The organism is Marinobacter nitratireducens (assembly GCF_000708045.1).
Taxonomy (GTDB): Bacteria; Pseudomonadota; Gammaproteobacteria; order Pseudomonadales; family Oleiphilaceae; genus Marinobacter; species Marinobacter nitratireducens.
In genome coordinates, this window is record NZ_ANIE01000007.1 from 1 (window position 1) to 15,999 (window position 15,999).

19 protein-coding genes are annotated in these 15,999 nt (G+C 50.8%); 3 read left to right on the forward strand and 16 right to left on the reverse strand.

The window, feature by feature from the left end:
* Window positions 1-40: 40 nt before the first annotated feature.
* From D777_RS11125 to D777_RS11195, 14 genes are all read right to left on the reverse strand, one after another.
* On the reverse strand, window positions 41-298 hold the full coding sequence (locus tag D777_RS11125) for a hypothetical protein (RefSeq protein WP_036132104.1): 258 nt from the start codon (window positions 296-298) through the stop codon (window positions 41-43).
* Window positions 299-400: 102 nt separating this feature from the next.
* Complete coding sequence (locus D777_RS11130) at window positions 401-889, reverse strand: hypothetical protein (protein ID WP_036132106.1); 489 nt, start codon at window positions 887-889, stop codon at window positions 401-403.
* A gap of 167 nt (window positions 890-1,056) precedes the next feature.
* Window positions 1,057-1,530, reverse strand: a complete 474-nt coding sequence (locus tag D777_RS11135) for a hypothetical protein (RefSeq protein ID WP_150112641.1) — start codon at window positions 1,528-1,530, stop codon at window positions 1,057-1,059.
* Window positions 1,531-1,632: 102 nt separating this feature from the next.
* The gene (locus tag D777_RS11140) at window positions 1,633-2,163 is read right to left on the reverse strand and encodes a hypothetical protein (RefSeq protein ID WP_036132112.1); all 531 of its coding nucleotides are present in this window, start codon (window positions 2,161-2,163) and stop codon (window positions 1,633-1,635) included.
* Window positions 2,164-2,245: 82 nt separating this feature from the next.
* Window positions 2,246-2,740: a DUF695 domain-containing protein gene (locus D777_RS11145; RefSeq protein ID WP_036132115.1), complete on the reverse strand. Its 495-nt coding sequence runs from the start codon at window positions 2,738-2,740 to the stop codon at window positions 2,246-2,248.
* A gap of 70 nt (window positions 2,741-2,810) precedes the next feature.
* Window positions 2,811-3,245 carry a hypothetical protein gene (locus D777_RS11150; RefSeq protein WP_051669072.1) on the reverse strand — a complete coding sequence of 145 codons (435 nt, stop codon included), beginning with the start codon at window positions 3,243-3,245 and terminating at the stop codon, window positions 2,811-2,813.
* 81 nt (window positions 3,246-3,326) lie between these two features.
* The gene (locus D777_RS11155; RefSeq protein WP_036132118.1) at window positions 3,327-3,707 is read right to left on the reverse strand and encodes a hypothetical protein; all 381 of its coding nucleotides are present in this window, start codon (window positions 3,705-3,707) and stop codon (window positions 3,327-3,329) included.
* 160 nt (window positions 3,708-3,867) lie between these two features.
* On the reverse strand, window positions 3,868-4,341 hold the full coding sequence (locus D777_RS11160; RefSeq protein WP_036132121.1) for a hypothetical protein: 474 nt from the start codon (window positions 4,339-4,341) through the stop codon (window positions 3,868-3,870).
* Between the two features lie 76 nt (window positions 4,342-4,417).
* Window positions 4,418-5,185, reverse strand: a complete 768-nt coding sequence (locus D777_RS11165) for a hypothetical protein (protein WP_201443367.1) — start codon at window positions 5,183-5,185, stop codon at window positions 4,418-4,420.
* A gap of 71 nt (window positions 5,186-5,256) precedes the next feature.
* On the reverse strand, window positions 5,257-5,883 hold the full coding sequence (locus tag D777_RS17680; RefSeq protein WP_036132124.1) for a DUF3885 domain-containing protein: 627 nt from the start codon (window positions 5,881-5,883) through the stop codon (window positions 5,257-5,259).
* Between the two features lie 13 nt (window positions 5,884-5,896).
* A complete protein-coding gene (locus D777_RS11175; protein WP_036132126.1) occupies window positions 5,897-6,613 on the reverse strand; it encodes an alpha/beta fold hydrolase in 717 nt (238 codons plus the stop codon).
* Between the two features lie 95 nt (window positions 6,614-6,708).
* Window positions 6,709-7,311, reverse strand: a complete 603-nt coding sequence (locus D777_RS11180; RefSeq protein WP_036132129.1) for a hypothetical protein — start codon at window positions 7,309-7,311, stop codon at window positions 6,709-6,711.
* A 483-nt stretch (window positions 7,312-7,794) separates the two neighbouring features.
* Window positions 7,795-8,322: a CbrC family protein gene (locus D777_RS11190; protein WP_036132135.1), complete on the reverse strand. Its 528-nt coding sequence runs from the start codon at window positions 8,320-8,322 to the stop codon at window positions 7,795-7,797.
* A 104-nt stretch (window positions 8,323-8,426) separates the two neighbouring features.
* Window positions 8,427-9,119 carry a hypothetical protein gene (locus D777_RS11195; RefSeq protein ID WP_036132137.1) on the reverse strand — a complete coding sequence of 231 codons (693 nt, stop codon included), beginning with the start codon at window positions 9,117-9,119 and terminating at the stop codon, window positions 8,427-8,429.
* Window positions 9,120-9,480: 361 nt separating this feature from the next.
* Between D777_RS11195 and D777_RS11200 the strand changes: the two genes are divergently transcribed.
* From D777_RS11200 to D777_RS11210, 3 genes are all read left to right on the forward strand, one after another.
* Window positions 9,481-10,449: an integron integrase gene (locus tag D777_RS11200; protein ID WP_036132140.1), complete on the forward strand. Its 969-nt coding sequence runs from the start codon at window positions 9,481-9,483 to the stop codon at window positions 10,447-10,449.
* Between the two features lie 172 nt (window positions 10,450-10,621).
* Window positions 10,622-11,287 carry a PAQR family membrane homeostasis protein TrhA gene (trhA, locus tag D777_RS11205; protein ID WP_036132142.1) on the forward strand — a complete coding sequence of 222 codons (666 nt, stop codon included), beginning with the start codon at window positions 10,622-10,624 and terminating at the stop codon, window positions 11,285-11,287.
* Between the two features lie 307 nt (window positions 11,288-11,594).
* Window positions 11,595-13,226 carry an MFS transporter gene (locus D777_RS11210; protein WP_051669073.1) on the forward strand — a complete coding sequence of 544 codons (1,632 nt, stop codon included), beginning with the start codon at window positions 11,595-11,597 and terminating at the stop codon, window positions 13,224-13,226.
* 57 nt (window positions 13,227-13,283) lie between these two features.
* Here the strand turns inward: D777_RS11210 and D777_RS11215 are convergent, their stop codons facing one another.
* Window positions 13,284-14,342 carry a hypothetical protein gene (locus D777_RS11215; RefSeq protein ID WP_036132144.1) on the reverse strand — a complete coding sequence of 353 codons (1,059 nt, stop codon included), beginning with the start codon at window positions 14,340-14,342 and terminating at the stop codon, window positions 13,284-13,286.
* Window positions 14,343-14,462: 120 nt separating this feature from the next.
* Window positions 14,463-15,965 (reverse strand): MFS transporter, encoded by a 1,503-nt coding sequence (locus D777_RS11220; RefSeq protein ID WP_036132146.1) that lies wholly within the window; start codon window positions 15,963-15,965, stop codon window positions 14,463-14,465.
* Window positions 15,966-15,999 lie beyond the last annotated feature (34 nt).

Below are 15,999 nucleotides of genomic sequence, written 5' to 3' on the forward strand. Positions count from 1 at the left end.
GAAATGGCTTAATTTATGGAATTGACACCACAGTCACTTGTTAGGATGTACCACGCTTTGCTACCGCTGAGGGCAACCGCCCGTTGACGAGTGAGAAGAAAAGGGAGCTTTCTTTAGAGAGAGAAACTTCCACTCCGACGTCGTTCACGTGGGGGCGAACCTTTTCCTTGGGATCGTGAACATAGGTTACCTGGCCATTCTTCTTGCTGGGGAAAATCCACCAAGCTTTTACCGTAACTGTGACAGCATCACCAACCCTCACCGGGGTGACCCCATCGCTGTACGTTACTGGTGACATCCAAGTGCTCCTAACGCTGAAATAAGCGGCGGCCCGACAGGGACGTCCGGTGGACGGCCTTTAGGCCTGGAACGAACTTAATTGACTTGTTAAAACCTGGCATCAGGAACCACCGGGCTTAGCCACCCGCACCGCAACGTTGCTGTGTTGCGATCCAGTTTCGGTCTCATGCTGTGAGCCGAAAAGATTGACCCACTGACCCTGAACCAACAGCAACTCGCCGTTGCCAGCACTGTTCCCCTTACTCGTAGTGTGATTGCCAGCATAGTTGAATTGAAATTGGTCCGGCGAGCCTGCAACTGGCTTGAGTTCGTAACCTATGGAAAACTCGCTTGAAGAAGCAAAGCCACTATCCTTGCTCGACACACTAACCTTTAAGAGACTGGACTCTCTGAGAAAACTTGGTAGTAGGTCGGAAGGTGCGCCATCGGTTTTGGTGGCCAGGCACTCACAGTACCGAACCTCCAATACCAGCGGTTTATTAGTGAGATAGTCTTCAGGGGCCGAGTTTTCGGCAAGGGCAATGCTGGGGATCAGAGATAGAAAGAGCAGATTAACCCACAGAGTAATGTGCGATGCGATCCGTTGCATGTGACCTCCTGTGTTTTCGTTTTAACGCTTGCAGCATGCGCGCCCACGGAATGTAGCCGAAGGCGCAATGTAGTGGGCGTCGCCGTGCCTGCACTGGTTAGTGGTAGGCTGTAAAAAAGTTTTACCCATGGCACAGATTATTCCGGCAACTTAAACCCTATAAACACCTACCTGCGCTCTTTAGCTATCAAAAAAATCATTATTATTGCGTAAATAACCGAGACCTGAATCATCTTGTCGGTCAAGGTTGAATACGTCCGCTCCGCGGCTTCCTCGAACTCGTCGATACCATATATTTTTTCTTCTCTAAACCTGAGCGCGGCTATTCTTCTGCCCTCTGTTAAACGTACCTGAACTTCATCAAAATAATCCACTCGGTACCAAAACGTTCTCGCATTCGAATTGGGAAGAGCGATAGGGTAATCAGTGCCATCACTATCAATATAGAAAGAGCCTTGCGGCGTCCTTCTTTTCCCATCTACAACCATTGTCTGCCAGTTTGAATATTCACCCCGATCTTCTGAGCCAGACCTGATAAACATCAAAAGCAGTATCAACACTATAAAAACAAATGAAAAAAGAGGCTTCAGTGAGTTAGAAGTCTTTTGGCTTGCTTTTTTTGACAGAACATAGCGGCTCATCCCGAGCTCCTCAAAAACCTCGATCACTAACGCCGCCAGCATGCGCGGCTACGAAATGGAGGCGAAGCCGCAATGTAGTAGACGTCGCCGTGACTGGCCTGGTTATGTGGCATTGTTTGATCTCAGCGCCAAGATGCCAGCTATTACCATTACTAACCCACTTGGTCCGAAAAAGGTGCCGTAACCTGTCATCCCTATAGCTGCTTGTCCACCAAGCAGCAATGCGCAGATGCCTTCGACAACGGGGCGGATTCCAAGCTTAAAAAATAGCATGGGTAGTAGAGCGATAAATACCGGGGCGATAAAAAGAGGTAAAACTTCAATGCCGTTGACCTCTACAAACGATTTTCTTGTTTTTTCAGTTGTTGACTCGCCGAAAGTGACCCCCGTGGCAGGCTCTATTGATACTTGAGTCCGTGTCTCCGTGCCTTGGTACACTGGAGCAACAAGTAGCGCGGTGAAACCCGCTACAGCTAAAAAAATTGATGTAAGCAGAGCGATGAATTCAGGGCGATTGGCAAATAGTTTTGTTGATTGAGTGCGGCGGAATAAGAAAAAGCCGAGACCGATAAAAATTAGAAGGGCGCCGCCGATAAAAGCAATCGCTGAGCTCACAAACAGAACCTTTAACATGATTCATCTCTTATGACGCATAACGCTTGGCTTTGCGGCGTGCCGGAGCGCCAGCGGAGGTGCGTCCGACAACAGCCACTTGTTATGTTCTCAGTTGCTTGAAGTACCATTCCGCTTGGCCCCACTCAAGGTCCTGTTCCATCCGCCAATCAAAAGGTCGAGGATGCCGATGGTGATCAGCTAAGTATTGAAGGTGTTGGTGGGCAATTTCTGGGTCGTAAACTCTCCAGACTATGCGTCGAGTTTTGTTCCAAGTTTCTCTGACAAGGAACAAAGCGTTTCCACCTGCTTTGATTTCTTCGTCTAATTTGTCACAGAACGGATCAACAATTTCTCTTTCTTCCTCCGAGGGCATTCCATTATCGATCGTTTCCTCAAAGTCGATGATCACCGAGAGGTGCCACCCGAAAATCTGCTTGTGCTCGAAGTCAATGAGTGCAGAATTGAGCATCCCAATACACGGCAAGCTGTCCTCTTTCCATTCCATCAGCGTGTAGGACTCCTCAGGGAGGACCACACGCACCTCATTTTCTTTGAGAGGCTCTTCCTTTTTTCTTCCAAACAACTTCCCTAGCACAACATTTCTCCTGGAACATAACGCCAAGCGAAGCGGCGGCCCGTCAGGGACGTCCGCCTTACGCGGTTGGTTAAGTATTTTGTCGTTTAACACTATTCTCTGGTGGATTTAGTTTGCCGATCAGGAAATCCTCCAACGCAGGAGCGAGGTAGTTTAGTTCCTTCGTAAATCCCAGAGTGGCCACTCTAGTGACTCCCACCGCTTCCCACCGTTCACGGAGGATACTGTCCTTACTGGAACCGGAAGGTGCTGCCTTGATCACGTGCGCCATCAGTCGACGGCTGATGCCGCGATCCTGATAAATGCCTCCACCACGGCTGTTGCCTAAGCCAACGTAAAGAACCTCATCACCCTTTAACAGCGCATAAACTCCACCGACCAGATAATTTGGTACAGGACCACGCCATTCCCAGGAAAAATCCCATTGGGGTAAAGGTGCCTCACTACCCCAGTGTTTAGAAAAGAAGCTTCGTGTGAGAGAAACCAAACCTTCCTTGTCAGACATATTTGCTCCTAGTGACACTTAACGCTATGCGAAGCGGCCGGTTTGGAGGCGCAACCGCACCGGAAAACCGGTCCGCTTGCGCTACTGGTTAGATGCAGCTTTATCGTAGTACTCCAGAAGTAAGCGATCTTTACGCGCACCAAAAATCTGGATCAGAAAGAAAACTGCAAAAAGACCAATAAAAACCGGCAACAGACCCAAAAACATGCCCTTCTCTATGCCTGACGAGTGGGCAAGGCGGACCAACGTTTCTACACCGGAGATCCCCACTTCCGAAACTGGTTCACCCTCCGTCAGGAAGACCTCCACACTGGTCAAACCCGTAACTTCTCGACTCATTTCAACAAATTCAAAATAGCTCCAGACTGCCACCGCAAACACGACAAGCAGACCTATAGATCCACTTAGCTTTCGCTTCTGATATTTTTTCCTGATGATTTCTATGTACTGTTCGTCTGTCATTCTTTCACTTGCATATAACGCTTGCAGCATGTGCGCCCACGGAATGAAGCCGAAGGCGCAATGTAGTGGGCGTCGCCGTGCCTGCACTGGTTAGTGGTAGGCTTTAAGTAGGTTTTACCCATTGCACCGATTATTCCGGCAGCTTAAACGCTATAAACACCTACCTGCGCTCTTTGACTATCAAAAAAATCATTATTATTGCGTAAATAACCGAGACCTGAATCATCTTGTCGGTCAAGGCTGAATACGTCCGCTTCGCGGCTTCCTCAAACTCATCGATACCATATATTTTTTCTTCTCTGTACCTGAGCGCGGCTATTCTTCTGCCCTCTGTTAGACGTACCTGAACTTCATCAAAATAATCCACTTGGTGCCAAAACTTTCTCGCATTTGAATTTTGAAGAGCGATAGGGTAATCATTGCCATCAACATCAATGTAGAAAGAACCTTGCGGCGTCCTTCTTTTTCCATCTACAACCATTGTCTGCCAGTTTGAATATTCACCCAAATCTGATGAGCCAGACCTGATAAACATCAAAAGCAGTATCAACACTATAAAAACAAATGAAAAAAGAGGCTTCAGTGAATTCGAAGTCTTTTGGGTTGCTTTTCTTGACAGAACATAGCGGCTCATCCCGAGCTCCTGTAAAACCTCGATCACTAACGCTGAACGAAGCGGCGCGTCTCACGCGTCCGCCTTCCGTGACTTGTTAAATTTTATCCCACTCTTTGGACAAATAATCGTTCCCGGAGTCTTTCAAAAACTCATCAGCAAAGCCTTTGATCGAGTTGAACATTTCATGGTCACCGAATGCTTTGACGGCAAACGCAAAGGCGAGAATTCCGCGATAAAAGTAGTTCCATAAATCAGCATGGTGTTCAGCATGCTTGGGGGATCCCGCCATCCCTCTCATATGGAATCGCGGCGGGTTTCCACCGAACATCTCCATGATGTGAGGAGATGCCGCATGAACATAACCTGAGTATGCTTTACTGAGAGTTCGAGTTGCCTCTCGGCCTGTACTAGGGTCTTGCACTCCTTCTACAGAAGCAATCCAAGAACGAATCTTCTTACGAGGTATCATTGGCCTTTTCTGTGAAGAGGACATTGCTGAATCTGAATCAAACTCTTCCTCAAAAAATGAGGAAAGGTAGGAATCATGAAGAGCGGTCCAGTCCTCGAAAATCACCCCAAAGGCCAAAAATTGAATATCTTCCTGTAGTTCATCTAGCATGCGCTGCATCGCAGCTTGCTCTTGAACAAAGCCGTATGCCCATAAAAGCCTAGCAGCGTGTAGACTGCTAACTAACCTTGCCAATTTCTGCACAAGTGCCTGGTGAACCGTTTTCTCGACATGTCGAAAGACAAATCCGTCGTTATACGGAACCTTTTCCGGTTGGGGCACTCGCTGTGCTAGGCCCTCCAACGTCTTCTCCATATGGGTCAATGTTTGATCGAGAAACGGATCTACACTCATATTAAATTTAACGCCGGCGTAACGGGCCGGTTTGGAGCGACAGCGAAAAAATGGTCCCGTTGACGCATTGGTTAAGGCTTTTGAAGGAAACTGGCATCCATAGCTTCCCTATCGTATTCGAGTAGATAATCGCCAAAGGCATCGTATAGCTCTTTTAGAAAATGCTGATTTGGACCAACGACATCCATTCCTCGGTCGTCGTATGGGAAAACCATGACATCTTGAGTCAGGTTGAATAAGTACACCGCCGCCATTGGGTTAGGCTTGATAAAGCCGAAGTCGGAGGCAAGCGCGCACCACAAGGCATTGATTAGATATTCTTTTGACGCCTTGAAGGCTATGTAGTGCCATAACGAATCAGCGTAATCCTCATCGCCGCGCCACTCTTCATCGAACTGAGTCCAATGCTCTTTATTAGTTTCTGGAAGTAAGCCAGCCTCTCTTAACTCCCTCAAAGTTGAAAGCCTAGACAGTAGCTTATTACCACCAAAAATCCTCACGCAAATGGTTATATCTTCACATGTACGAAAAACCTGCTGGCAGACTTCCATTGCCTTTTGGTGGGCTGTGAGGAACTGATTTAGGTAGTTTCCATCTCCCGACAGCTCAAACCGAAGGCCTCCTTCATACCTGTAGAAAAGAGGTCTTTCGAAAGCCTTACCGCCAAACTTGTCTTCGATCTGCTCTCGGATAATCATAGGGCCTTAACGTTCATAGCAGGGGCGCCGAAGGCGTCCCGCTGCCTGTGCTTGTTAAATGGCCCACAGCGTCGCGGATAAGCCGGGCGCAGACTTTGGGCTCGGCTTGTAGAATAAAATGCGGGCCAGCCAGCTCAACCACGTCAATATCTGGATAAGCTTGCCTAAACTCGCCGATTTGGTCACCCACAAGAAAGTCGTTTAACGGACGGATGTATGTGGCGCCGACATGAAATGACTGGCCGGTTGAGCGTAATTTAGAAATCTGACGCAGTCGCGCCCTTAAAGTACGAGATGAGACCAGCGCCAGAGACCTACGGAACGTTGCTAGAAGTTCGCCATTCGCGCCGCGCCCAAGCAAGAAAAATCTTATTATGAGAGGCGAAAGAATTGGCAGGAACGCCAGAGCCCGTATGGGCAAGAATGAAGCCAGGCGGGACAGGACACGCGAAGGGCTGACAAGGAATGACGCCACAAACACAACATGCCTAATATGAAGCCGGTGATCGTTTAAGAGAGATCCGACGATGCCACCTGAAAATGACTCGGCCACCAATACACATTCAATGCCTTCTAGGCGAGGTGCGATGCAAGCCGCCAAAGCTGCATAGTCCTGAGGCCCTTGATCCGGCAGGGATATAATCTCGATACCCAGATCACTCAGCTCTGGTAGTAGCGGCTCAAAAAGCAACCCGGTGCCATCCATGCCTGGAAGTAAAACGAGCTTCATGCTCCTCCCCATTTAACGCCAAAGGCAGCGGCGCGTCACACGCGTCCGCTGGCCTGATTGGTTAGGACCTCCTCGGCCCTTATCACTCGCATTTCTCATGGGAGCGAGGTCTCCAGTGCCTGATAATGCTTCCACATGACTTGGCTCACGTCCGCCACTCTCAAAGGTGTTACTGGCTCCCCTGGCAAGAAGCTGTATGTCGCTCCTGAGAAACTCCCTGACCACGAGTCGAAGTTTCGATTGAACACGCCGCCTTCGTGAAGACTATTCCTAGTATTCCTCATTACCTCAAACTCTTCTTTGAGTTCGTCAAAACCTGCCGGCTTCGCTCTTGCGATCAAGTCGTCAAATAGTTCCTTTATTTTGAATTTATTGCGGCCAAAGTGATTCCGGTATTTTTGGCGGAGATATTTCTCATACGTATTCCAGATACACAAGAACTGCCCCATATTACTAAATCTAATGAACTCCGAGAGTAGCTCTGGCTGAGACGCCAACTCATAGTATTTTTCAGCCACTTTCCCGGAAGGCTCTACAAGCTCTTTCTTTCCATCGAGAATTGAGTGAGGCAGAAACTGAAAGAAAACGACAGTAGTGAAATTCATCAACTCACGAGCAAACCAATCTTCTGCCCCAGCTTCTTTTATTTCGTCTTGGAGCGCTTGGATTTGGTTTAAGGTTTGGCCGATTGTTGACATGTCTATCGTCCTAACGACTTGGTCACGCGCTTGTCGCGTGCACCTACTTGTTATGGGTCTACGGTGCCTGGACATGCTTTACCCAGAAACCAGCAGAACCCCCTAGCACCAGTCCCGCTACGATTGTTAAAAAAGCAGGCACCGTGGATAAAACCAGAACTACCCCAAGGGCATATCCAGCGACACCCCCTGCCAGAGACTGAAGCAAAACCGGATATGCGAAAGCCTTACGATCAAACTCTGGTGCGGCTACCGCGCCGATAAACAGACCAAAGCAAGCGGCCCAAGTCAGTCTGTTCCAGTCTCCAAAGTAGACCGTGAGAGAACTCACGGAGAATATCCCTGAAAAGAACAGCATCGACAGGAATGTAATCTTCGCTGCCTTCACTGAATTAGCCCCCATAACGCCCCAAGCAGGGGCAGATTTTGCGTTTTGAGCGCAGTGATGCAAAATTTGTCCCACTGCCTTGGCTTGTTATGAGTCTAGCAGGCATCCCAGACCCAATATTTCCTGTTGTCCAGACTGAACAGATAGACGGATATATCTCCCGCCTCTTTTAGGCTGTTAAGTTTTCTGTCTGGAAGAGTATCCCATATCCATTCAACATCCTCTTTGGCTTGGTCACCTTCGATAAAACAATCCAGAAAATCTTCTTTGCCTGTAAAGTCTTGCTTTGATGCTATGCACTGAAATACAGGCTTTAGACCATTGATAGTTGGCCAAGCAGTATCTTGCCAAGTAGGCAATCCTGGGGTTTTGTAAGTAATGATCTTTGACGCCTCAGAGCCATCATCAAATATCATGTTAGGCTCGATTTCTAAGTCGATCAGCTTCCCAGCCTTAAGACATTCAGAGCAAATACAATCAATTTGGTTAACTCCAGAATAACCACCAGCATCAAAACATACCTTAACATCACAACAAATAGAGCAAGCCACTTGATCGTCAGTTAAAAAAGCAAATCTCTCTGGATATTTGAAGTATTCGAAGTCCACTTTTCTCTCACTCATAACGCTGCAGTCACGGGACCAACGGAGTGGAACAAACATGTGATAAACTGAGCGTAGCGAAGCACATGTTTGTGGAGCGTAGTTGGTTCCCGTGCACTGCCTTGTTATAGCTTTTTACTTATTTCAGATATTTCCCTTTCTGAGACCAAAGAAAACGTCTTCAAGGAATATTTTCTCGCCAAAACACGCGTATCTATCTGAACCAAAAAAGTAACATTTTCTCCACCATCAGTCACAGTAGAGTCCATTACTTTGGTGATACCACTACTAACTTCCTTATAGTTTGATCCATCGGGATTCATAAGGGCTAGAACAATGCCGTCTCGATCAGATAATTCTTTATCACCATTTGAATCCTCCTTAACTACGGACACATAAACAGCCAAAACCGGGTCATCGCCATTATACTTGTTCGATGCTTGAAGCTTGCAAAAGCACGTTATGAGGTAACTATTCTTTTCATACAACCATTTCGCATCCAGCTTTTCCCCAGCCAGAAAAAGTACATTGCGAATATCTGATCCACCGTAACCCGAACTAAAGCCCCTTGAAGGTTTATCCGAAGTTAGGTTAACTGTCTGAACTTCATGACCAGTCATCTCATCAAGATTACCAAGTCTTAGTTCTAGCGATTCTTCACCATTCTCTTCGTCTACCACTTCAACAGTATTTCTGTTTCCCCAACTGTTACTCATGATAGAAAGGGAGAAAACAGCTATAACTGCTCCTACAGCAGCAATTAGAATTAATAAAGAATTAATCCTTGAAACTATAACGAAAAATCGATTCTGCTCCATTTCTTCCTCTTGCTATAACAGCTTATTAGTTTGCATTCGTAGTAAACCGCATCCGTACCAGCGTGTCCAAAACGGCTTCACACCCCTGATAGCATAGATTTTTCATAGCCTTACCTGCTAGTGGCTGGCCGTTTTCGGATTTTTGCGCCCGTGAAAAGTGTGCACGCGGCTTATCCGTGCACGTTTCTGCAAGTTAAATACAGAAGGCCAAAATTTTCCCTTTCTGAAACAGCTACCTACAAAGGTGCTCTGTGAAAAGTGTGCAGAGCCATGCAAATTAAACCGCAAAAAATTTGGCGTTTTTGAGGGCTTTTCATTATAACTGTATGGATATACAGTCATTCAGCCACGGAGGGCCACTGTGTCGAAATCACCGTTTTTGCAATCTGTTCGTACAGAGATCAGGACGAAGCAATACAGCTACCGGACCGAAAAATCCTACCTCTACTGGATCCGTCAGTTCATTCTCTTTAATGATAAGAAACACCCGGAGTTGATGGGCAATCAGGAAATTGAACGCTTTCTGAATCACCTTGCCGTCAATCGGGGAGTCAGCCCGGGTACTCAGAATCAGGCGCTGTGCGCGATCATTTTCGTCTACAAGCATGTGCTGAAACGGGAGATTGAAAACCTCCAGTACACGATGACGAAAACGCCGCGGCGCATGCCGACCGTTCTGAACCCCGACGAAGTCGCTTCTATTCTCAGCAACATGACAGCCGAATACTGGCTCATTACTGCGCTACTCTATGGCTGCGGTTTGAGAATCAATGAAGCCCTCTCGCTTCGCATAAAGGACATCGATCTTAAAAGCCGCAACTTGCTCGTGTTCAACGGCAAGGGCCGAAAAGATCGCTACACACTGATTCCGGGTAACCTCAGAGAAAACCTCGAGCGGCAGGTCGCGCATGCGAGGTCAGTACATGAATCCGATCTGTCCGAGGGATTCGGACTTACGTCCGTGCCAGCTTCCCTTCACAAAAAATATGGACCGGTCATGAGGGACTTGGGTTGGCAGTACCTGTTCCCATCTTCAACAAGATGCCTTCATCCCATCGCTGGTTATGTTTGCCGCCACCATCTTCATCATTCATCGTACTCTCGGCAGTTGAGGAAAGCCGTTCTGGCGAGTGGGATCACCAAACGGGTCTCGGCGCACACCTTCCGCCATGCCTTTGCTACCGAACTATTGAGATCGGGAAGTGACATTCGGACGGTTCAGGAGATTCTCGGGCATAGCGACATCCGAACGACGGAAATTTACACGCATATCATTGGCGATCGACGTGCTGGAACTGTCAGCCCGTTTGATCGTTTGCCGGGTTCTTGAATGTAAATTTTTCCCTTTTTAGGGCGACAAGAACCAGGAATTTGAGGTTCCGTGAATGTTCGCTTCTGTTTAGCTAGGAACACCCATTAGCAAAAAATTCACAAAAGATTGTTTGCGTACACGTGTACGCTGAAGTACCGTACGACCTATGGCTAATACGGACACTTCTGCAATGACACACGCACAACAGACTATGGAAACCATCCACCACCGCATCGAGGAGTGGCTGAACAGCGCCACCCACGGAATTGGTGCTTTGCTCAGCGTGATCGGCACCGTTGCCCTGATCGCGGGCGCCAGCCAATCCGGAGATATCTGGAAAATTGTCAGCTTTAGCATCTTTGGCGCTTCGCTGATTCTGCTCTACCTGGCATCCGCCCTGTATCACGGCGCTCGCGAGCCCGGGCTGAAAAGGCTCTTCAAAACTCTCGACCATTGCGCAATCTTTCTGCTGATTGCCGGCACCTACACGCCGTTCCTGCTCGTCAACATGCGAGGCGCCACGGGCTGGACGCTGTTTGCCATCATCTGGTCCCTCGCACTGACCGGGGTTGTCCTCAAGGTCATTTTCAAGAACCGGTTCAAGCTGGCCCGGGTTGGCATCTACATCGCCATGGGGTGGCTGATTACGTTCGCGTCCTCAGATCTGGTCGCCAATCTCAGCGAAACGGCACTGAACCTCACCATCGCCGGAGGTATTGTCTACACCGCAGGCGTTGCGTTCTACCTGGCAGACCGCATCCCTTATATGCATGCGGTATGGCATCTGTTCGTGATTGGCGGCAGTGCCTGTCATTTCAGCGCCATCTATTATGGAGTTTTGCCTCACACGGCATAATCCAGACTCTCGCGGCCGGCCAATTCGGTGCCGGCCCTGCTACGGAAATGAATGGCTACCTCTTCCGCGCCGCCGCGAAAATTACCTACCACTCACGGCATACCACCGTCATAATTAATTGATTTTAAAAGCATAAGCGACCTGATTTTGCTGCCATTACAGGCGCAAAAATGCTGGATAGTAATTCGCAGTTACCGTCTTTGATTTTTCTCAAGAATCCTCTGCCCCATTGATTTGCACAATGAGCCCATAGCCAGCAAGCCACGAGCAACGAGGCTTCGGGTGTGCAAAACGAGGAGCATGAACCATGGCCAACAGCACCGCAGGCGCCAGTCCGATCGGCGCCAAACCAAAGACCAACGCCGACATCGAGCATTGGGATGTCGAAAACCAACAATTCTGGGAACAGGAAGGCAAGAGCATAGCCACCAGAAACCTCTGGATATCAATCCCCAGCCTGCTCATGGGGTTTGCCGTCTGGCTGATGTGGGGAATGATCACCACCCAAATGAAGAACCTGGGTTTCCCCTTCAGCATTGAACAGCTGTTCACGCTGACGGCCATTGCCGGGCTCTCCGGGGCGACTCTGCGCATCCCGGCCTCCTTCATGATCAAGATCGCCGGCGGCCGCAACACCGTCTTCCTGACTACGGCGCTTCTGATGCTTCCTGCGGCCGGTACCGGCCTTGCCCTGATGAATCCGGACACCCCATTCATCGTGTTCCAGGCCCTGGCACTGCTCTCCGGTATCGGTGGTGGTAACTTCGCCTGCTCAATGAGCAACATCAGCGCCTTCTACCCCAAGAGCAAGCAGGGATACGGGCTCGGTATGAATGCGGGGCTCGGTAACTTTGGTGTTACCACCATGCAGGTGTTGATTCCGCTGGCGATGACCGTCGGCATCTTCGGCGCTCTGGCCGGCGACCCCATGCAGCTTCAGAGCCCGAGCGGAACATTGATTGGTCGCATTGAGGCCGGCACAGACACCTGGATCCAGAACGCCGGTTTCCTCTGGCTGGTGTTCCTGATTCCGCTGGCGTTTGCGGGCTGGTTCGGCATGAACAACCTGAAGGTGGTCACCCCGAACCCCGGCACCCCGATGGCTGCCTTCGGCAAGATTCTTGGCCTTTACGCGGTTGGCATGCTGACATCAATCGCCGGCGTCTGGGCACTCGGCCTGCTGAACATGTGGCTGGCTCTGCCGCTGACCATTGTATTGACCGTTATCCTTCTGCGACTGATTCCCGGCGACATCAAACCCAGCATCAAAAATCAGTTCGCCATCTTCAACAACAAGCACACCTGGTCCATGACCGTGCTTTACATCCTGACCTTCGGCTCCTTCATCGGCTTCTCTGCCGCACTGCCACTGTCCATCAGTGTCATCTTCGGGAACATGATGGAAGTTGCCGCTGACGGTACGGTGACCCGGGTCGTCAATCCGGACGCTCCAAGCGCACTGACCTGGGCCTGGATGGGACCGTTTGTGGGTGCGCTGATTCGTCCTGTCGGCGGCTGGATTTCCGACAAGATGGGTGGTTCCATCGTTACCCAGATCATCTCGGTTGTGATGGTCGTCGCCTCCGTGGCTACCGGCTACGTGATGATGCTGGCCTACAACTCAACAGACCCGAACAGCTACTTCGCTGTGTTCCTGATCCTGTTCATTATTCTGTTCGCCGCCTCAGGCATCGGTAACGGCTCGACCTTCCGTAGCATTGGCTTTATCTTCAACCAGCAACAGAAAGGCCCGGTCCTGGGCTGGACCTCTGCCGTCGCCGCCTACGGTGCCTTCATCGCGCCCCGCGTGATGGGCCAACAGATCCAGGCGGGCACACCGGAGCTGGCCATGTATGGCTTCGCGGTCTTCTACGCCGTGTGCCTGGTGGTGAACTGGTGGTTCTACCTGCGCAAGAATGCCTACATCAAGAACCCGTAATCCCGTCAATTAAATGCCTTACCGCGGCTCTCCGGAGCCGCTTTTTTTCGCCCTCATTCACTGTCCATCGTCCTGCCGCCAATTCCGGACCAGTTCCAGACGCCAGATCCGTTCAGCATGGGAACCGAGGTACCAGAAGCTCGCGGCCAGCAACGCAAAGAAAATGGCTTTGTGGGTATTGTCCCAGAAGTACTCAAAAAACCGCGTGTAGAGGTTGATGAACAGGAAGGTCAGCCCGAATCCACGAGTCATGCCGTCGTCATGTCGCACACCGTGATAAATACAGGCAATGGAGACAACGGCGAAGAGCACGGACCAGTGCAGCAATTCAATCTGCCGGACCTCGAACCAGGCCTCACCATCACCGTAATTGCCAAAAATGGACAGGATCCACAGGGCGATAAACAGATACAGCAGCCCCATGACCCGTGTCGGTTTCAGGAAATCCTCTCGCGCCGGCCAGCGATGGAACAACGCACTGACGGCAAGCAACACCAGCCCGAACAGGACAAACCGCAACGGGTAGTTCATACCCAGATAATAGGCGCCCCACCCGGAGGCGTAGCCGGTTTCTGCGCCGAACCAACTACCAAGCGATAACAACGAGAAGATCCAGACCAGTTTGGAGGGAAACCCGAGACCAAGCGCCCCGTAAATCAGCGCCGCCAGTAGAAGAAGCAGGGAGAAATGGCCAGAACCGGTGTCGATTGCCACACCGAGGAACATGACGGAAACAGCCGTTGCCACCACACCCAGGAAAAACAGGGCCTCATTGCTGTATAACTTCTCAGGGTGTTTACGGCTGCGTCTCAGGCCCGCCCCGTATAAAAGCCCGGCAATGATCGCAAAGACCGCACATTTAACGGAGGCCGGGGCCGCAAATATGCGCTCGAACAACTCCAGAAGCCAGCGGTCCGCCAGCACTGCCGACACGGAAATCACGATGCAGGCGATGGCCATCCAGAACGAGTACTTGGCGACTCGTTTCCAGTCAAACGATGTGATGTCCAGACTGCCGCGAAGCTCATTCGCCTGTCCGCTGTCCAGCAACCCGGAGCTCTCCCACTCCCGGAGCGCCTGAACCAGAAGCTTCCCTTCCTTTTTTGATACCTGCATACACAATTCCCTGCTGTCGGTGAGACCAATGTCCGTTACCGGATTGTTCCACAAAGTCAGGAAACAACAAAAAAGCCCGCAGGGACAGAATCCCTGCGGGCCTCAGTCAGGCGGGAAAGATCAGCTAATAGCGGCGGCCTCCCGTCTACGCTCTTCCTCTTCAATCTGAAGGTCCACCGAAGACACCTGGTACTCATCGGCAAAGCCGGACTCAGGCTCCTTCAGCCACATCACACACAGAACCCAGCTGATGAAGGCACCCGCAGCGATGATGTAGAAGAACTGAGTCGGAGTCACAAAGGTGAAGATGGTCAGGTAAACCACCGCTCCGACATTGCCGTAGGCACCCGCCATGCCGGAAATCTGGCCGGTCAGGCGGCGCTTGATGGAGGGTATGATCCCGAAGGTCGCCCCCTCAGCACCCTGCACAAAGAACGAGGTGAACACGGTGATACCAACCGCGATGATCAACGGCCAGTTGGAGTTCATCAGTCCCATCAGGGCAAAGCCAACCGCGATGCCAAACATGTAGCTGAGCATCACAAACCGGCGATTGCCCAGGCGGTCTGAGACCAGCCCACCCATTGGACGAGCCACCAGGTTCACGAAGGCAAAGGACGCGGCAATCAGGCCTGCAGCCGTGGCGCTCAGGCTCCAGGTTTCTTCAAAGAACATGGGCAGCATGGAAACGACGGCCAGCTCGGCGCCGAAGTTCGCAAAGTAGGTGCTGTTAAGAGCCGCCACGCTGTTGAACGGGTATTTGTCGTCCTCGGGCACACCCTTCTTCAGAATGGGCACATTGACCCGCAGGATCTGGACAATCTGGTAGCAAACAATGGCGACGATGACGGCGTAGCAAATGATGGCTCCGGTCACCCCGAGGTATCCCATGTTCTGGATCCGCCACACCAGGATGCCAAGCACACCGACCAGAGGAATGGTCCACAGGATCAGCTTGATCATATCGCCCCAGGTGCTGACTTCCAGGGCAACGGCCTTTCTCGGCTTACGATGCACCGTTCCCGCAGGGCCATCGGTGATGGCAAACCAGTAGTAGACACCGTAAGCCGCCATGACAATGGCGCTCTGGGCAATGGCCCAACGCCAGCCATCCTCACCACCGTACATGTGCAGTGCGATGGTCGGCAGAGAAATGGCCGCCGCCGCTGAACCGAAGTTACCCCAGCCGGCATAGAAGCCTTCCGCGAAGCCGATGTCCTTGGGCTTGAACCACATCGCGGTCATATGAATCCCAACCACGAAGCTGGCGCCGATGGAGCTCAGTACCAGTCGGCTTACCAACAGTTGCGTCATGGTATCGCCGAAGGCAAAGGTCAGCGCCGGGATGGACATTAGCACCATCAATACGGAAAACACCCGGCGCGGGCCGAAGCGATCCAGCGCCATACCCACGATGATGCGGGCAGGAATGGTCAGCGCCACGTTGCAGATCGCAAACAGGCGGATATCGTCTTTCGTCAGCCAGTCCACGCTCTTGAGCATGCTGGATGCAAGCGGGGCCATGTTGAACCAGACGTAGAAGGTAATAAAAAATGCGATCCAGGTCAGGTGTAACGCCTTGATCTCGGCGTTCCTGAATCGGAACACGTCAGCGACTTTCATGTCAGCCTCCTTGGGCAGTCAATCAGAACAGGTA